At 73.4% G+C, this 15,411-nt stretch carries 15 protein-coding genes; 5 read left to right on the plus strand and 10 right to left on the minus strand.

Annotated elements, in window-relative coordinates:
* Positions 1-44 precede the first annotated feature (44 nt).
* The 3 genes from AB0K07_RS17250 to glnA all read right to left on the minus strand — a co-directional run bounded on the left by AB0K07_RS17250 (position 45) and on the right by glnA (position 2,696).
* On the minus strand, positions 45-737 hold the full coding sequence (locus AB0K07_RS17250; RefSeq protein WP_363756108.1) for a WYL domain-containing protein: 693 nt from the start codon (positions 735-737) through the stop codon (positions 45-47).
* Positions 738-833: 96 nt separating this feature from the next.
* Positions 834-1,259 carry a DUF350 domain-containing protein gene (locus AB0K07_RS17255; protein ID WP_363756110.1) on the minus strand — a complete coding sequence of 142 codons (426 nt, stop codon included), beginning with the start codon at positions 1,257-1,259 and terminating at the stop codon, positions 834-836.
* Between the two features lie 87 nt (positions 1,260-1,346).
* Positions 1,347-2,696 (minus strand): type I glutamate--ammonia ligase, encoded by a 1,350-nt coding sequence (glnA, locus tag AB0K07_RS17260; RefSeq protein ID WP_363756112.1) that lies wholly within the window; start codon positions 2,694-2,696, stop codon positions 1,347-1,349.
* A 282-nt stretch (positions 2,697-2,978) separates the two neighbouring features.
* Here glnA and AB0K07_RS17265 point away from each other — a divergent pair, with 282 nt between their 5' ends.
* The 3 genes from AB0K07_RS17265 (at position 2,979) to AB0K07_RS17275 (ending at position 7,244) form a co-directional block, all read left to right on the plus strand.
* Positions 2,979-4,736, plus strand: a complete 1,758-nt coding sequence (locus tag AB0K07_RS17265; RefSeq protein WP_363756114.1) for an NAD+ synthase — start codon at positions 2,979-2,981, stop codon at positions 4,734-4,736.
* Positions 4,737-4,893: 157 nt separating this feature from the next.
* Entirely contained in the window at positions 4,894-5,739 is an 846-nt protein-coding gene (panB, locus tag AB0K07_RS17270) for a 3-methyl-2-oxobutanoate hydroxymethyltransferase (RefSeq protein ID WP_363756116.1), read from the plus strand.
* A gap of 254 nt (positions 5,740-5,993) precedes the next feature.
* Positions 5,994-7,244, plus strand: a complete 1,251-nt coding sequence (locus AB0K07_RS17275) for a DUF222 domain-containing protein (RefSeq protein WP_363756118.1) — start codon at positions 5,994-5,996, stop codon at positions 7,242-7,244.
* Positions 7,245-7,401: 157 nt separating this feature from the next.
* Here the strand turns inward: AB0K07_RS17275 and npdG are convergent, their stop codons facing one another.
* The 4 genes from npdG to AB0K07_RS17295 form a co-directional block, all read right to left on the minus strand.
* Positions 7,402-8,100, minus strand: coding sequence for an NADPH-dependent F420 reductase (gene npdG, locus AB0K07_RS17280; protein ID WP_210915079.1), 699 nt, complete (start codon positions 8,098-8,100; stop codon positions 7,402-7,404).
* 176 nt (positions 8,101-8,276) lie between these two features.
* On the minus strand, positions 8,277-9,707 hold the full coding sequence (locus AB0K07_RS17285; protein WP_363756121.1) for an RNB domain-containing ribonuclease: 1,431 nt from the start codon (positions 9,705-9,707) through the stop codon (positions 8,277-8,279).
* 101 nt (positions 9,708-9,808) lie between these two features.
* Positions 9,809-10,708, minus strand: coding sequence for a histone (locus AB0K07_RS17290; protein WP_363756123.1), 900 nt, complete (start codon positions 10,706-10,708; stop codon positions 9,809-9,811).
* A gap of 82 nt (positions 10,709-10,790) precedes the next feature.
* Complete coding sequence (locus AB0K07_RS17295; RefSeq protein WP_109820768.1) at positions 10,791-10,994, minus strand: hypothetical protein; 204 nt, start codon at positions 10,992-10,994, stop codon at positions 10,791-10,793.
* Positions 10,995-11,219: 225 nt separating this feature from the next.
* On the opposite strand from AB0K07_RS17295, the gene AB0K07_RS17300 reads away from it, so the two are divergent.
* Positions 11,220-11,717: an NUDIX domain-containing protein gene (locus tag AB0K07_RS17300; RefSeq protein ID WP_363756125.1), complete on the plus strand. Its 498-nt coding sequence runs from the start codon at positions 11,220-11,222 to the stop codon at positions 11,715-11,717.
* A gap of 338 nt (positions 11,718-12,055) precedes the next feature.
* Here the strand turns inward: AB0K07_RS17300 and AB0K07_RS17305 are convergent, their stop codons facing one another.
* Positions 12,056-12,388 carry a PadR family transcriptional regulator gene (locus AB0K07_RS17305; protein WP_363756127.1) on the minus strand — a complete coding sequence of 111 codons (333 nt, stop codon included), beginning with the start codon at positions 12,386-12,388 and terminating at the stop codon, positions 12,056-12,058.
* Positions 12,389-12,408: 20 nt separating this feature from the next.
* The gene (locus AB0K07_RS17310) at positions 12,409-13,281 is read right to left on the minus strand and encodes an AraC family transcriptional regulator (protein ID WP_363756129.1); all 873 of its coding nucleotides are present in this window, start codon (positions 13,279-13,281) and stop codon (positions 12,409-12,411) included.
* Positions 13,282-14,146: 865 nt separating this feature from the next.
* Between AB0K07_RS17310 and AB0K07_RS17315 the strand changes: the two genes are divergently transcribed.
* On the plus strand, positions 14,147-14,794 hold the full coding sequence (locus tag AB0K07_RS17315; protein WP_363756131.1) for a GrpB family protein: 648 nt from the start codon (positions 14,147-14,149) through the stop codon (positions 14,792-14,794).
* Positions 14,795-14,837: 43 nt separating this feature from the next.
* Here the strand turns inward: AB0K07_RS17315 and AB0K07_RS17320 are convergent, their stop codons facing one another.
* Positions 14,838-15,410: an N-acetyltransferase gene (locus AB0K07_RS17320; RefSeq protein ID WP_363756133.1), complete on the minus strand. Its 573-nt coding sequence runs from the start codon at positions 15,408-15,410 to the stop codon at positions 14,838-14,840.
* Position 15,411 lies beyond the last annotated feature (1 nt).

Raw genomic sequence — 15,411 nt, forward strand, 5'->3', positions numbered from 1 at the left:
CCGTACCGGGCTGGGCGGTGCCCATACGGCCCGCACCGTCGGGCTCAGACCAGGCTGAGTCGTCGGACGCGCTCGTGCGGGATGTCGAGATCCGTCAGGCGTAGCTCCCGGGCCACCACCTCGGGCAGTGCCCGCACGCCGCGGATCCGGTCGGTGCGGAAGCAGCGCAGCTCGTCGCGCAACCGGCACCAGGCGAGCAGGTACCAGTGTCGAGCGTTGCCGAGATAGCCGAGCGGCTCGACGTCGCGTACCGAATCGGCGCCGGCGCGGTCGGCGTACCGGATGCGCAGCACCCGCCGCGCGGCGACCGCGTCGGCGACGATGGCCGGGACGGGCGTGGCCGGCCCGTCGCCGATCAGGTGCACCCGGCCGGCGAGCCGGTGCGCCTCGGCCGCGTCGGCGGCCGGCAGGACCGCCACCAGCTTGCGCAGCGCGGTGGCGCCCGGCCCGGCGAACGGCGTGCCGGCGAGCCGGTGCAGCGCGACGGCCATCGCCACCGCCTCGGCGGCGGTGAGGTTGACCGGGGGCAGGGTGCGGGCGCGGTCCAGCACGTAGCCGCCGGTGCGCCCCGGCTCCGCCCAGATCGGCACGCCGGCCTCCTGCAACGCGCCGAGGTCACGCTCGATCGTGCGGCTGCTGACCTCGAAGCGCGCGGCCAGCCAGCGGGCGCTGCGCGGCCGCGGCGACACGGCCCGCAGCTCCTCGACCAGGGCGTAGAGCCGGTCCGTGCGGTTCATGCCCGGCACGCTACGGCCGGGGTACGACGACCGGCCGCAGGCGGAGCTGGCTCAGCCGGCGCGGGCTCAGCCGGCGCGGGCTCAGCCGGCGCGGGCTCAGGCGATGCAGGCGCAGACGATCAGGGCCGCGCCGAAGTGGGTGGCCGCGCTGACCCGGGCCGCCGGGTGCGGCTCCGGCGAGCAGATGACCTCACCGAGCTTGCCGGGGGTGAGCAGATCGAGCACCACGAAGGCCAGCGCCATGATGGCCAGCCCGACCAGCCCGAACACCACCGTGGAGGCGAGCCCCTTGCCGAAGTCGCTGTAGCTGGTCAGGATCGCGGTGAAGACGATGCCGGCGATGCCGAGCTGGTTGGCGGCGAGCAGCAGCCCCGCGTTGGCGTTGCGCTCCACCCAGATCAGCTCCCGCAACCGGCCGGGAGTGAGCAGGTCGACCAGCCCGAACCCGGCCGCCATCAGCCCCACGCCGACAATCCCGAACACGACGCTCTGCCAGGCACCGCTGAGCAGATCCTCCAGCACCGACTGCCTCCCGACTCTCCGCCCGGAGGGGTACCGGCGCGGTGATCGAGACGATAGCGGCAGGGCGCAACCGCGTCAGCCCCGTGACTACAGCGCCAGGTAGCGCTGCCGCTCGTACGGGGTGACCTCGCGGCGGTACTGCTCCCACTCGGCCCGCTTGTTGCGCAGGAAGAAGTCGAAGACGTGCTCGCCGAGCACCTCGGCGACCAGCTCGGACCCGGCCATCACGTCGATCGCCTCGGCGAGGTTCTCCGGCAGCGCCTCGTACCCCATCGCGCGCCGCTCGGCGCTGGTCAGCGACCAGACGTCGTCCTCGGCGCCCGGCGGCAGCTCGTAGCCCTCCTCGATGCCCTTCATGCCGGCGCCGAGCAGCACCGCGAAGGCGAGGTACGGGTTGGCCGCCGAGTCCAGCGAGCGGACCTCGACCCGGGCCGAGTTGGGCTTGCCGTACGCGGGCACCCGGACCAGCGCGGACCGGTTCAGGTGACCCCAGCAGACGTACGCCGGGCTCTCGGTGATGCGGTCCGGCAGGTGCTGCGGGAAGAGCCGCTTGTACGAGTTGACCCACTGGTTGGTGACCGCCGTGTACTCGCGGGCGTGCACCAGCAGGCCGGCGATGAAGGACTTCGCCACCTTGGAGAGCTTCATCGGGTCACCGGCGTCGTGGAAGGCGTTGCGCTCCCCCTCGAACAGCGACAGGTGGGTGTGCATGCCGCTGCCCGGCTGGTCGGTGAACGGCTTGGGCATGAAGCTGGCCTGCACGCCGGTGGAGAGCGCCACCTCCTTGACCACGTGCCGGAAGGTCATGATGTTGTCGGCGGTGGTGAGCGCGTCGGCGTAGCGCAGGTCGATCTCCTGCTGGCCGGGGGCGACCTCGTGGTGGCTGAACTCCACCGAGATGCCGATCCGCTCCAGCGCCAGCACGCCCTGCCGCCGGAAGTCCCGGGCGACGGCGTGGGTGGTGTGCTCGAAGTAGCCGCCGGTGTCCACCGGGGTGGGCACCGAGCCGTCCTGCGGGCCGTTCTCCAGCAGGAAGAACTCGATCTCCGGGTGGGTGTAGAAGGTGAAGCCCTTCTCGGCGGCCTTGGACAGCGCGCGGCGCAGCACGTGCCGGGGATCGGCCCACGAGGGCCCACCGTCGGGCAGCAGGATGTCGCAGAACATCCGGGCGCTCTCGCCGCTGACCCCGCCCTCGAAGGGGAAGACCTGGAAGGTGGTCGGGTCGGGCATGGCCACCATGTCCGATTCGAAGACCCGGGCGAAGCCCTCGATGGCCGAGCCGTCGAAGCCGATGCCCTCCTCGAAGGCCGCCTCCAGCTCGGCGGGCGCCACCGACACGCTCTTGAGCGTGCCCAGCACGTCCGTGAACCACAGCCGGACGAACCGGATGTCCCGCTCTTCCAGCGTACGGAGGACGAACTCCTGCTGACGGTCCACTTCCACCCCTCGCAACACCTGTGTGCCATCGCCGGCCGGGCCTGACCGACCAGTCTCCATGGGCCTGGTTACGCCGACGTTACGCCAACGCCCGTCCGCCGTCCCCCGGTGCCCGTCGAGGCGCCCGCGGCCGGGCGGCGACCCGCTGTGAGCGCGGCCGGCGGTGGATGGCTGAGCCCGCCCGGGCGTGGCGCGCCGAGGCGTGGCCGAGCCCGCCCGGCGTGGGCCGCATCTCGCGCCGGGCGTCGTGTCGGCCCGGACCGGCTGGGGCAAGATGAGGGCATGCCCACCCTGCGTCTCGCCCTGTCCCAGGTCAACCCGAGCGTCGGCGACCTCGCCGGCAACGCCGACCTGGTCCGCAGCTGGACACGCCAGGCCGCCGACGCCGGCGCCCAGCTGGTGCTCTTCCCGGAGATGATGCTGACCGGCTACCCGGTCGAGGACCTGGTCTTCCGGCGCTCCTTCGTCGCCGCGTCCCGCGCCGCCCTGGAGCGACTCGCCGCCGACCTCGCCGCGGACGGCCTCGGTGAGCTGCCGGTGGTGGTCGGCTATCTGGACGCCGACGGGCCGCCGCAGGTCAGCGGCGACGCCGAGCCGGGCCAGGGCGCCCGCAACGCCGCCGCGCTGCTGCACCGGGGCACCGTCGCCGCCCGCTACTTCAAGCACCACCTGCCCAACTACGGGGTCTTCGACGAGGACCGCTACTTCGTCCCGGGCGACATGCTGACCGTGGTGCGGGTCGGCGGGGTGGACGTCGCGCTGACCATCTGCGAGGACCTGTGGCAGCAGGGCGGCCCGTTCGCCGCCGCCCGGCAGGCCGGGGTCGGCCTGGTGGTCAACATCAACGGCTCGCCGTACGAGCTGAACAAGGACGACATCCGGCTGCCGCTGGTCCGCCGCCGGGCCGCCGAGGCCGGCGCCGCCATCGCGTACGTCAACATGATCGGCGGGCAGGACGAGCTGGTCTTCGAGGGCGACTCGATGATCGTGGCCGCCGACGGCGAGCTGCTCACCCGGGCGCCGCAGTTCGTCGAGCACCTGCTGGTGCACGACGTGGAGCTGCCGGCCGCCGCCACGCCGCCGGCCCCCGAGGCCGTGGCGGACGGCATGCGGGTGGTGCACAGCACGCTGGACGGCATTCCTCCCCTGCCGTCCGGCCCGGCCGCGACCGGTGGGCTGATCGAGCCAGTGGCCGACGAGGCCGAGGTGTGGCAGGCGCTGGTGCTCGGCCTGCGCGACTACGTCAACAAGAACCGGTTCCCGTCGGTGGTGCTCGGCCTCTCCGGTGGCATCGACTCCGCGGTGGTGGCCGCGCTCGCCGTCGACGCCCTCGGCCCGGACCGGGTGGTCGCGGTGTCGCTGCCCAGCCAGCACTCCTCCGAGCACTCCCGGGAGGACGCCGCCGACCTGGCCAAGCGCACCGGCCTGGACTACCGCGTCGAGCCGATCCAGCCGATGGTGGACGGCTTCCTGGCCAACCTGTCGCTGTCCGGGGTGGCGGTGGAGAACCTCCAGGCCCGGGTACGCGGCGTGATCCTGATGGCCCTGTCGAACCAGGAGGGCCACCTGGTGCTGACCACCGGCAACAAGAGCGAGCTGGCCGTCGGCTACTCCACCCTGTACGGCGACTCGGTGGGCGGCTTCAACCCCATCAAGGACGTCTGGAAGACGCTGGTCTGGCGGCTGGCGAAGTGGCGCAACGCGGACGCGGCGCGGCGCGGCGACACCGCCCCGATTCCGGAGAACTCGATCGGCAAGCCGCCCAGCGCCGAGCTGAGCCCCGGCCAGTTGGACAGCGACAGCCTGCCCGACTACGACGTGCTGGACCCGATCCTGATCGGCTACGTCGACGGCGACCTCGGCCGGGACGGGCTGGTCGAGTCCGGCCACGACCCGGCGGTGGTGGACAAGGTGCTGCGGCTGGTGGATACCGCCGAGTACAAGCGACGGCAGTCCGCCCCGGGCACGAAGATCTCGATGAAGGCGTTCGGGCGGGACCGCCGGCTGCCGATCACCAACCGATGGCGCGAGCGCGGCTGAGCCGACGGGTGTGCGCGCCGGGCCGGCGGCCCGGGCCGGCGCGCCGCCGCGACGGAGTGACATCTCGCACTGCGCCCTGCCGTCACCCCGTCCCCCGGTGCGACGATCGCTGCAGAGCCCGGGGACCGCGCAGGCGGCCTCGAGGAAGGAGACAGTGATGGTGGAGTCCACTCCGAACGAGGTGACCGCCCTGTACGGCGGGCCGGCCACACGACGGGTCCGCACCCGCGACCTGATCGCCGCCAAGGAACGCGGCGAACGGTGGCCCATGCTCACCTCGTACGACCAGTACACGGCGGCCATCTTCGACCAGGCCGGAGTCCCGGTGCTGCTGGTCGGCGACTCGGCCGCCAACAACGTGTTCGGCTACGAGACCACCCTGCCGGTCACCGCCGACGAACTGCTCCCGCTGGTGCGGGCCGTGGTACGGGCGACCCGACAGGCACTCATCGTCGGTGACCTGCCGTTCGGCTCGTACGAGGAGGGCCCGACCCAGGCGCTGCGCACCGCCGTGCGGTTCATGAAGGAGGGTGGCTGCCACGCCGTGAAGTTGGAGGGTGGCCGCCGCTGCGCCGCGCAGATCGCCGCGATCGTCGGGGCGGGTATCCCGGTGATGGCGCACATCGGGTTCACCCCGCAGAGCGAGCACACCCTGGGCGGCTACCGGGTGCAGGGCCGGGGCGACGCCGCCGACGAGGTGCTGGCCGACGCACGGGCGGTGGCCGAGGCGGGCGCGTTCGCGGTGGTGCTGGAGATGGTGCCGGGTGAGGTGGCCAAGCAGGTCACCCACGAGCTGTCGATCCCCACCGTGGGCATCGGGGCGGGCCCGGCCACCGACGCGCAGGTGCTGGTCTGGCAGGACATGGCCGGCCTTCGTACCGGCAAGGCGCCACGCTTCGTCAAGCGGTACGCGGACCTGGCCGGCGCCCTCACCGCCGCCACCCGCGAGTTCGCCGACGAGGTCCGCAGCGGCGAGTTCCCGGCCGCCGAGCACACGTTCTAGGACGGCCAGGAGCTTCACGGCCTGGGCATCCACGGCCAGGACGAGTCACGGCCACAACGGTCCGACGGCCAGGACCATCCACGGTGCGGGGCCGGCCGGCAGGTTTTCGCTCGCCGGCCGGCCCCGCCACCGCATCGCCACCTGGCACCCGATGCAGCGGCAGCGGCAGCGGCAGCGGCAGCGGCAGCGGCAGCGGCAGCGGCAATCGATCATGGTGACTGAAAGTTGTCGTACATCTGTTCTAGTCTCCGATCGTGGTCGAGGAGTTGGCGCAGGCGGAGGCGGCGGTGGCGGCGTGCCTCGACGTGGCCACCTGGGCCGTCGCGGAGCACGAGCTGGTCGCGGCACTCGACGCCGCGCACCGGCTCGAGCAGCGGCTGGCGGCGGTGCAACTGGCCCTTGTTCGCGAGTTGGACGGCCGGGGCACGGCCGCCGCGCAGGGCGCGTCCTCGACGGCGGTCTGGCTGCGAGATCGGCTGCGACTCACCGTCCCCGCCGCCCGGCGGCTGGTCGACCTGGCCGGCACGCTCGACGCCGGCCCCTCAGGGGTGCGCGGCGCGCTGGCCGACGGGGCCATCAGCCTGGAGCAGGCGCGGGTCATCAGCGACACGGTCAGCACCGTGCACGCCACCGCCGGTGCCGAGGCCGCCGACAAGGCGGTCGGCGTGCTGGTCGAGTGGGCGGGGCAGTTCGATCCCGCCCTGCTCCGCAGGCTGAGCGCACGCATCCTCGACCACGTCGCCCCGGAGGTCGCCGACGCCGCCACCCGTGCCGCGTTGGAGGCCGAGGCCCACCGGTCGGCCCGAGACCGTCATGTCACGCTGTCCGAGCTGACCGATGGCCGCCTCCGGCTGACCGGCAGCCTGGACGCCGAGGCGGCCGGCCTGCTGCGCGCCGCGATCGACCCGTTGACCGCACCGTCGGGTCCGGACGATTCGCGTACCCCCGGGCAACGCCGGCACGACGCGCTCGCCGACCTCTGCCGGCTCGCCCTGCGCACCGGTGACCTACCCGAGCACGGCGGCGAGCCCGCCCAGATCGTCGTCACCACCCGCTTCGACGGCCTGGCCCGGCAGCTCGACGTCGGCACCCTGGACACCGGCTTCCAGCTCACCCCGGAAACGGTCCGCCGGCTCGCCTGCGACGCGGGCGTCCTGCCCGCCGTCCTCGGCGGCGCCGGTCAACTGCTCGACGTGGGCCGGCAACGCCGGCTCGTCACCGGGCCTCTGCGGCGCGCCCTGGTCCTGCGGGACCGCGGCTGCGCCTTCCCGGGCTGCGACCGTCCGCCCCGCTGGTGCGACGCCCACCACATCCGACACTGGGCGGACGGCGGCGCCACGAGCCTGGCGAACGCGGTGCTGCTGTGCGCACACCACCACCGGCACATCCATCACGGCGGCTGGGCCGTCCGGCTGGGCGGCGACGGTCACCCGGAGTTCGTCCCGCCGGCCTGGCTCGATCCCGACCAGCTTCCCCGCCGCAACCAGTACCACCGGCAGACGTGACGACGGCTTGCACAACGCAACGCTGCCCTGCCCGCCGACGAACAGCGCCGGACCGCCGAGCGCGAACACTGAGCCGGCAGACCGTAGCGGCGGAGAAGACCGGCAGCAGGTTCACCGGCAACGCGGCCACGGCGAACGGGCTCGTCGGTGGGCGCGCTCAGAGGTCGGTGACGCGGATGCCGGCGTGTGCCTTGTAACGCTTGTTGATGGCGATCAGGTTGGCGGTGAACGCCTCGATCTGGTGGGCGTTGCGCAGCCGGCCGGCGTAGATGCCGCGCATCCCGGGGATCCGGGCAGCGAGCGCGCCGACCACGTCGACCAACTCGCGGTCCTCGGTGCAGATCAGCACGTCCAGGTCGATCCGGTCGACTTCGGGGTCGGCCAGCAGCGGGGCGCTGACGTGGTTGAACGCCGCGCAGACGCGGGAGTCGGGCAGCAACGCGGCGGCCTGCTGCACGGCGCTGCCCTCGGGGACGGTCAGCGCGTACGGGCCCTGCTTGTCGAAGCCGAGCGGGTTGACGCAGTCGACGACGATCGTCCCGGCGAGGGGCTCGGCGAGGGCGGCGACGGTCGCGGCGTGCCCGTCCCACGGCACCGCGATGATGACCACGTCGCTGCGCCGGGCCACCTCGTCGTTGGCGGCACCGGTGATGCTGGCGTCGGCCGGCATCCGGGGCAGTGCGGCGATCTCGGCGGCCGATTCGGCGGCGCGTTCGGCGGATCGGGAGCCGATCAGCACCGTCTGCCCGGCCCGGGCGAACCGGTAGGCGAGGCCCCGCCCCTGGTCACCGGTGCCACCGATGATGCCGACCGTCAGCCCGGACACGTCGGGCAGCGTGCTCGCGTCGTATGCCATGGCCTCATCCTCGCAAACCGCCCGGTCCGGCAGCAGCGCGAGGCGCTGTGACAATCCCCGCTGCCGCCCGGGCCAGGCCAGCTCGAACAAAGCTACCGGGCCAGGCCAGCCCGAACAGGAACGTGCGGGCCACCGGGCCAGGCCAGCTCGAAACAAGAACCCTGCGGGCCGCCGGGTCAGGCCAGCTCGAACAGGACCGTGCGGGCGGCCGGGTCGGCCGTGACGAGCCGGACCCGGACCCGTTCGCCGAGCGGAAGTTGGCCGAGGCAGCGGGCGCGTACCGCCGGGGCGTCGAGGGCCACCGTTCCGCCGGGTGGGCGGGGCCGGGAGCGGCCGTTCGGTGGGGCGTCCACGTCCAGCACCGCCGCGTCGAAGGTCTCCCCCACCCGGTGCGCCAGCAGCACCGCCTCGGCCAGCTCGACGGCACCGCGGCTGGCCGCCGAGGCGGTCCGGTCGGTCGTGGCCATCACCTCGGGAAGCCGGGGCAGCGCGGCGCGCGCCCAGTCGGGCACCGGCCGGCCCGCGTGCAGGGCCAGGCAGACCTCGGTGGCGTACCGGTCGGCCAGGCGCCGCAGCGGCGCCGTGACGTGGGCGTACGCGGCGGCCACCCCGCCGTGCTCCGGCTGCTCGGGCAGCGTCCCGTCGAACGCGGTGTACGCCGCGCCGCGCATCAGCTCGGCCGCCTGGTCGATGAAGGCCGCGGCCCGCGGCTGGGCGGCGTCCAGCCCGGCTATCACCTCGCCCGGGCCCATGTTGTCCGGCCAGTGCACGCCCAGCGGCGCGGCGGCCGCCCGCAGCCGCTGCACCGCCTCCGGCTTCGGCGCGGGCATGGTGCGCAGCAGGCCGATCCGGCCGGCCAGCATGATGTCGGCGGCGGCCATCCCGGTCAGCAGCGAGATCTGCGCGTTGTGCTCCTCCATGGGCACCGGGCCGCGCAGCACCAGCCGCCAACCGTCGCCGTCGGGCTCCACGTCCTGCTCGGGAAGCGGCAGGTTGATGGCGCCACGGCGCAGTCCCCGGGCGGTGAGCAGGTCACCGATCTCGGGCAGCAGCGCGATCGGCTCGGGCAGTCGCCCGGCGTCGGCCGCCGCCTGCACCCCCGCGTAGTCGAGTTTGGCCCGGCTGCGGACCAGGGCGCGTTCCAGCTCGACGGCCACCGTGGCGCCGTCGGCGTCCAGGTCGATGGTCCAGACCACGGCGGCCCGGTCGTCGTCGGGCAGCAGGCTCGCCGCGCCCTCACTGAGCGTCAGCGGGTGCAGCGGCACGTGCCCGTCGGGCAGGTACACGGTCTGCCCCCGCCGCCAGGTCTCCGCCTCCAGCGCGCCGCCGGGGTCGACGTGTGCGGCGACGTCCGCGATGGCGTACCGCACCCGGTAGCCGCCACCCGGACGGCGGGCGAGGTGCATCGCCTGGTCCAGGTCCCGCGAGGTGGCCGGGTCGACCGTCACGAACGGCACGTCGGTGCGGTCGACGGGCGGCCGCGGCGGTGCGGCGGCCGCCTCGTCGGCCTCCTTCTGGGCGGCGGCCGGAAACCCCTCGGGCAGACCGAGTTCGCGGCGCAGCGCACCGAAGTCGATGCGGGGCGCGAGTACGCGTCGGATGACCACGCGTCAATCCTGACAGCGCCGTCGGTGATCCGCTTCCGGTGACCGGGCGAGATTCCCGACCGGCGCGCCGGAGAGCGCCGAGCCGGGGCGGCGGCCCCCGGTCAGCCGGTCGCCTTCCGGGCGGTGGTCCGGGTGCCGCGAGGGGCGGTGGCCCGGGCGGCGGCCGGACGTGCCGGTGCCTTGCGGGCCGTCACCTTGCGGGCCGTCACCTTGCGGGCCGGAGCCTTGGCCGCGACGGTCTTCTTCGCCGGGGCCTTCTTCGCCGCCGCCTTGCGGGTGGCGGTCGACGAGGTGCCGGTCGACTTCGCCGCCGGCGCCTTCTTCGCCGGGGCCTTCTTCGCCGGGGCCTTGCGGGCGCCGCCGATCGGGCGGGTGGGCGCGGTCTTCTTCGCCGCCGTCTTCTTCGCCGGCGCCTTCTTCGCCGGCGCCTTCTTGACGGCCGTCTTCTTGGCGGCCGTCTTCTTGGCGGTGGACGCCTTGGTGGCGGCCTTGCGCGCCGGCGCCTTCGCCGCGGCGGTGGTCTTCTTCGCCGCCGACGTGGTGGTCCTCTTCGCCGCGGTGGTCGTCTTCTTCGCTGCGCTCGTGGTCTTCTTCGCCGTACCCGCGGTCTTCCTCGCCGTGCCGGCCGTCGTCTTCTTCGCGGCGCCGGTCGTCTTCGCGGCGCCGGTCGTCTTCTTCGCCGCCGACGTCGGGGTCCGCTTCGCGGCCGTGGTCGTCGTGCGGCCGGCGGCCGAGGTCTTCGCCGGCGCCTTCTTGGCCGCGGCGGAGGTCTTGGTGGCGGCCTTCCTCGCCGGGGCCTTAGCCGCCGTGGTGGTCTTCTTGGCCGGGGCACGCCCCGCCCCGCCGGCCGCCTTCCGGGCCGGCGCCTTCGCCGCACCCGTGGTGGACTTGCGCACGGGGGTGGTCCGGCTCGCTGCCGTGTTCCGCTCCGCCGCGGCGGTCTTCTTCGCGGTGGTACGCCGGGCGGCTGGGCGGGTGGTGGCCTGCTGTGCTTCGGCCATCGTGGTTCCCTCCTTGGGGACGTGCTCTCGCGTGCGTCCTCGCGGAGCACGAAATACCTCGGCGCGGGCCGTCCCGCGCCGTCTACCTGTCCTCCCCGGCCCAACGGGCGTCCTCGGCGTCCCACGCCTCGTTCCGCTCCTGCACCCGTTGCAGGGCGTTCTCCGCGTCGGCCGCCGAGTCGTACGGGCCGAGGACATGCTTCGCCGGGCACACGTCGGCGTCCGTCTCGACCCGATGGTGTCGGGTGCACCAGTAGAACTGCCCACCACGTCCGCTGTCGCTCATGGGAATCACTGTGCACCGCGATCCCCCCGGCCGCCACCGGATCACGCAAGTCGCCGGCCTTCTCCACAGTAGAGCCGCTTTTCCCGCCTCGGGCCGGAACGCCGAAAGAAGTCGCAGGTGGGGGGTAGTGCGAGGCTTCCGTCGTACCGCCGGATGGTGTGGCTGACGCCGGACGCGGCGGCGCGGGACGGCGGTGGCCGTGGGGTCGCGGCCTATGATCGCGCGATGGCGGTACCGGACTACATCCTGCGGATGCGCAAGCACGTCGGTCACGGGCTGCTGTGGTTGCCCAGCGTCAGCGCGGTGGTCCGCAACGATGCCGGTGAGCTGCTGCTGGGCCAGCGCGCCGACGACGGGCGCTGGTCGGTGATCAGCGGATTCGTCGAGCCGGGCGAGCAGCCGGCGACCGCCCTGGTCCGCGAGGTGCAGGAGGAGACGGGCCTGGACGTGGCGCCCGTCTGGCTGTCCAGCGCCGTGTCGCACCCGCACATCTACCCCAACGGTGACCGCTGCGAATACCTGAACCTGGGCTTCCTGTGCCGGTTGGTGGCCGGCACCGCCCGGGTCAACGACGACGAGTCGCTGGCCGTGCGGTGGTTCCCGTTGGATCGCCTGCCCGAGTTGGACAAGCACGCCCTGCTGGTGATCGCCTACGCGCTGCGCGAGAACCAGTCGGCCGGGTACCTGCCGCCGGGCACGACGTGGGACGACGTACCCGAGTGAACCGCGCGGATCAGACCGACGGGGTCGGCGTGAGGGCGACCGACGCGGCGGGCGCCGACCGCGCCGCCCGGATGGTGTACGCGAGCGCGTACGGCATGCACGCCAGGTAGAGCATGGGCTGAGATCCGGTCGACGTTGTCCGGTGGCATCGCACCGACAACCGGGCCGGCGCCGGGGCCGCCCGGGTAGGCGTCGACAACCGCTCGCGGCGAGCACGTGCAACTCGGCGGTCCACTCGCGGCGCAGGTCGTCGCGGATGTCGGCCGGCCAGCGACGTGCGGCCATCTCCAGCAGCAGCGCGGCGGCGCGGCGGCGCAGCAGCGCGGCGGCGCGGCGGGTCACCATGCTGGCGCACCGGTGGGCCCGGTGCCGCCCCAGGACGGACGACCGTCGGGGATCGCGGCGCGCAGGTCGGCGAGCGCCCGGCGGGCCTCCGCCACCCCTTCGGCGGTGAGCCGGTAGTAGCGGCGGGCCGGCCGGCCGGCCGCGACGGGATCGATCTCCTCCCAGTCGGCGGCCAGCCAGCCCGCCTCCCTGAGCCGGTGCAGCACCGGATAGAGGGTGCCGCTGGCCAGGCCGGTCATCCGCATCAGGTCCAGCCCGTACCGCTGCGCGCCGGGCTCGGCGAGCAGCGCCGCCAGCACCTTCGCGACCGGAATCGTGATCCGCACCCGGCCACTGTATCGGATCTCTACATAGGGGTGGGGATCCGTTCGACCGGGATCCACAGTTCCGCGTCCGCCTGGCCGCCGTCCGCGGACACCCGCACCCGGGAGATCTCCGGGCCCGGCCGGCTGCGGTACGGGTTGGACGGGAACCACTGGGTGAAGACGTCCCGCCACAGGTACTGCACCGCCTGCGGGAACGCACCGGACGTGGTGAAGACCGCCCAGGCTCCGGCGGGCACCGGCAGCGTGTCCAGATCGTCCGGCGGAGCGGCACCGGTGACCACCCCGTGCCAGTAGTCCAGCTCGGTGCCCTCCGCCCGGCTGCCGGCCAGGTTGTCGCTGACGTTGACGATCCCGGCCGGCTCCTGGTCGGAGAGCGCCTCGATCCGCCCGACCGTCTCCCGGTCGATGCTCCGGATGAACGCGACGATCGCCGGGTTCATCCCCTCATGCACCAGCGGCACCCGGGCCTTGCGCCCCACCAGGGTGAACGCCTCCTTGCCGACGATTCGGTACTCCATGCTGCCGCTCCCTTCGACGGTGAGACGGAAGGACATCCGGGGCTGGGCGCGCAGCGCCGCCCCCGTACGCCGGGCCTCGCCGGGCGTCACGCCGTGTACGGCGTGGAACGCGCGGGCGAACGCCTCGGCCGAGCCGTAGCCGTAGTGCACCGCGATGTCGAGCAACGTCCGCTCCCCCGCCAACACGTCCGCGCCGGCGACGGTGAGCCGACGCCGCCGGATGTACTCCGACAACGGGATGCCGGCCAGCGCGGAGAACAGCCGCCGGAAGTGGTACTCCGACGTCACCGCGATCCGCGCCAGCTCGGCCACCTCGATCCGCTGGTCGAGGTGCCGCTCGATGTGCGCCATGGCCTCGTTGAGCCGCTCCAGCACCCGGGCCTCCTTCCCTTTCGAGCAGTCACGCTAGGCGGCGGGGCAGGTGCCGCACCCGACATCCGGTGCCCGCGATGGTCGGGTGAGGTCCGGGGAGCGGTGCCCGCCGGTACGGCCCTACACGGACCGGCTGATCGACCGGTATGAGCGTCCGGCCCGGGGCGGCAGACTCGCACGGGTGACGTACCCCCCACCGCAGGATCCGTGGCAGCAGGCCCGGCAGCCGCCCTCGGACCCACCGACCCAACAGCTTCCGGTGCTGCCACCGTACGGCGAGCCGGCGTCCGCGGTACCTGTGCTCGGGGCGGACGGCGCACCGACGCATGGCCGTCAGGGCGTCAGCCGGGGCCGGAAGCTCCTCATCGGATTTCTCGGCCTGGCCGTCCTCTGCTGCTGCGGAAGTGGTGTCGTCGCCGCCCTGACCGACTCCGGCGATGATCGACCCGCCGCGACGGCCACCACCGCGCCTGGGCAGGCGGTCCAGGAGTCGCCGTCGGCCACCGAGCCGGACCTCACGTCGCCGAGCCCTGTCGAGCCGACCCGCACAGCGAGCCCGACCCGGCAGCCGAGCCCCAGCCGGACCGGCCCGAGGCCGTCCCCGACCCGGAGCAGCCCCAAGCCGACGCCGACACGCACCACCAGCGCACCGCGGACCACCAAGCCCCCGGAGCCGATCGTCCGCACCGGGGTACGCCCGGGGGCGTTCTGCAAACCAGCTGGCGCGCTCGGTCGCACCAGCTCCGGCAAGCTGATGGTGTGCCGGACGTCGCCCAGCGACAGCCGACTCCGCTGGCGCGCCCCGCTCTAGCGTCCCGCCCGATCGTCGGTGTCGTACTCTGGCGGACTTTGATTCGTGGGAGGTTACGTGGCCGAGTATCCGCAGGACGTCGTGCAGCGCTTCCACGGCACGCCCGAGCAGGTGGGCGCCGGCCTGGTCGGGGAGCCACCACGGACGTGGCAGTCGGTCGTCATCGAGGACTACGACCCGGCCTGGGTGGACCGGTTCGTTGCCGCCCGCTCGTTGCTGACCGAGGCGCTGGGTGGCCTGATCATCGGTGTGGAACACGTCGGGTCCACGTCGGTGCCCGGTCTGGCGGCCAAGCCCGTCATCGACATCGACCTCCTCATCGAGGACACGGCGGACGAGTCCCGCTATCTCCCCGCCCTGGAACGGATCGGGTACCGCCTCGTCCTTCGCGAGCCGTGGTGGCACGGACACCGGATGCTCGTGAGCCCGGCCGAGGACGTCAACCTGCACGTCTGGCCGCAGGGTGCGCCCGAACCTGTCCGGCACCGGCTCTTCCGCGACTGGCTGCGTTCGCATCCGGACGACCGGGAGTTGTACGCCACGACCAAGCGACGTCTCGCGCGGGACACGGCGCACCAGCCCGCCGACTACAGCCTGGCGAAAAACTCTGTCATCGACGACATCTACGGGCGCATCTTTGCCGCGTCAGGAGATGTCGAAGCGGTAGTCGAACCGCCGGACGGAGCGGTCCGTGGCGACGATTAGTGCCGGTCCCGTCGACCATCGGGCAACCGCGGAGCCGCCCGAGTCAGCGGGTCGACTGTTGCATGATCCAGGTGGGCAGGGGCTCCGAGAAGGAGTCCGTCACTTCCCAGCCGGCGCGGCGGTACAGCTCGACGTTGCCGGGGTTACTGGTTTCCAGGACCGCCGGCAGGCCGTCCACGGCGGCGCGGCGCAGTCCCGCCCCCATCACCACGCGTCCCCAGCGACGGCCGGCGCTGTCCGGGTGGGTGCCCAGGACGCCGAGGTACCAGAACGGATCAGCCGGCAGTGCGGCGTGGACGGCCTCGTCGTAGGCCTGGACGCGGGCCCACACGTCGGTTGGGAGATCGTCGGAGAGACTGCTCTGGGGGGATCCGTGGCCGGCGGCAGGGGGTTCCCAGATGGCGACCGAGGCACCGCGCCCGACCGTCCAGATCGTTTCCCGGTGTACCCGCTTGTCGAAGAGGTGCCCGAAGAAGGCGGCGGCGTACCGGGGATAGGTTTCCTCGTCGGGGAACAGGTACCGCAGGACGGGATCCTTGCCGAACGCGGCGACCAACGAGCCGACCACCGCGTCACGGTCCGCCGGGGTCGCGACCGTGATCTCAGGTGCTGTCACA

This window comes from Micromonospora sp. NPDC049301 (assembly GCF_040678715.1).
In the GTDB taxonomy this organism is placed as follows: Bacteria; Actinomycetota; Actinomycetes; order Mycobacteriales; family Micromonosporaceae; genus Micromonospora.

What these genes read in the sequence shown, in the direction of transcription:
- panB (WP_363756116.1), top strand. Translation starts at nt 4,894, where the DNA reads ATGGTGGAGTCCACTCCGAACGAGGTGACCGCCCTGTACGGCGGGCCG.
- AB0K07_RS17295 (WP_109820768.1), bottom strand. Translation starts at nt 10,994, where the DNA reads ATGAGCGACAGCGGACGTGGTGGGCAGTTCTACTGGTGCACCCGACAC.
- AB0K07_RS17300 (WP_363756125.1), top strand. Translation starts at nt 11,220, where the DNA reads ATGGCGGTACCGGACTACATCCTGCGGATGCGCAAGCACGTCGGTCAC.
- npdG (WP_210915079.1), bottom strand. Translation starts at nt 8,100, where the DNA reads ATGGCATACGACGCGAGCACGCTGCCCGACGTGTCCGGGCTGACGGTC.
- AB0K07_RS17265 (WP_363756114.1), top strand. Translation starts at nt 2,979, where the DNA reads ATGCCCACCCTGCGTCTCGCCCTGTCCCAGGTCAACCCGAGCGTCGGC.
- AB0K07_RS17250 (WP_363756108.1), bottom strand. Translation starts at nt 737, where the DNA reads ATGAACCGCACGGACCGGCTCTACGCCCTGGTCGAGGAGCTGCGGGCC.
- AB0K07_RS17290 (WP_363756123.1), bottom strand. Translation starts at nt 10,708, where the DNA reads ATGGCCGAAGCACAGCAGGCCACCACCCGCCCAGCCGCCCGGCGTACC.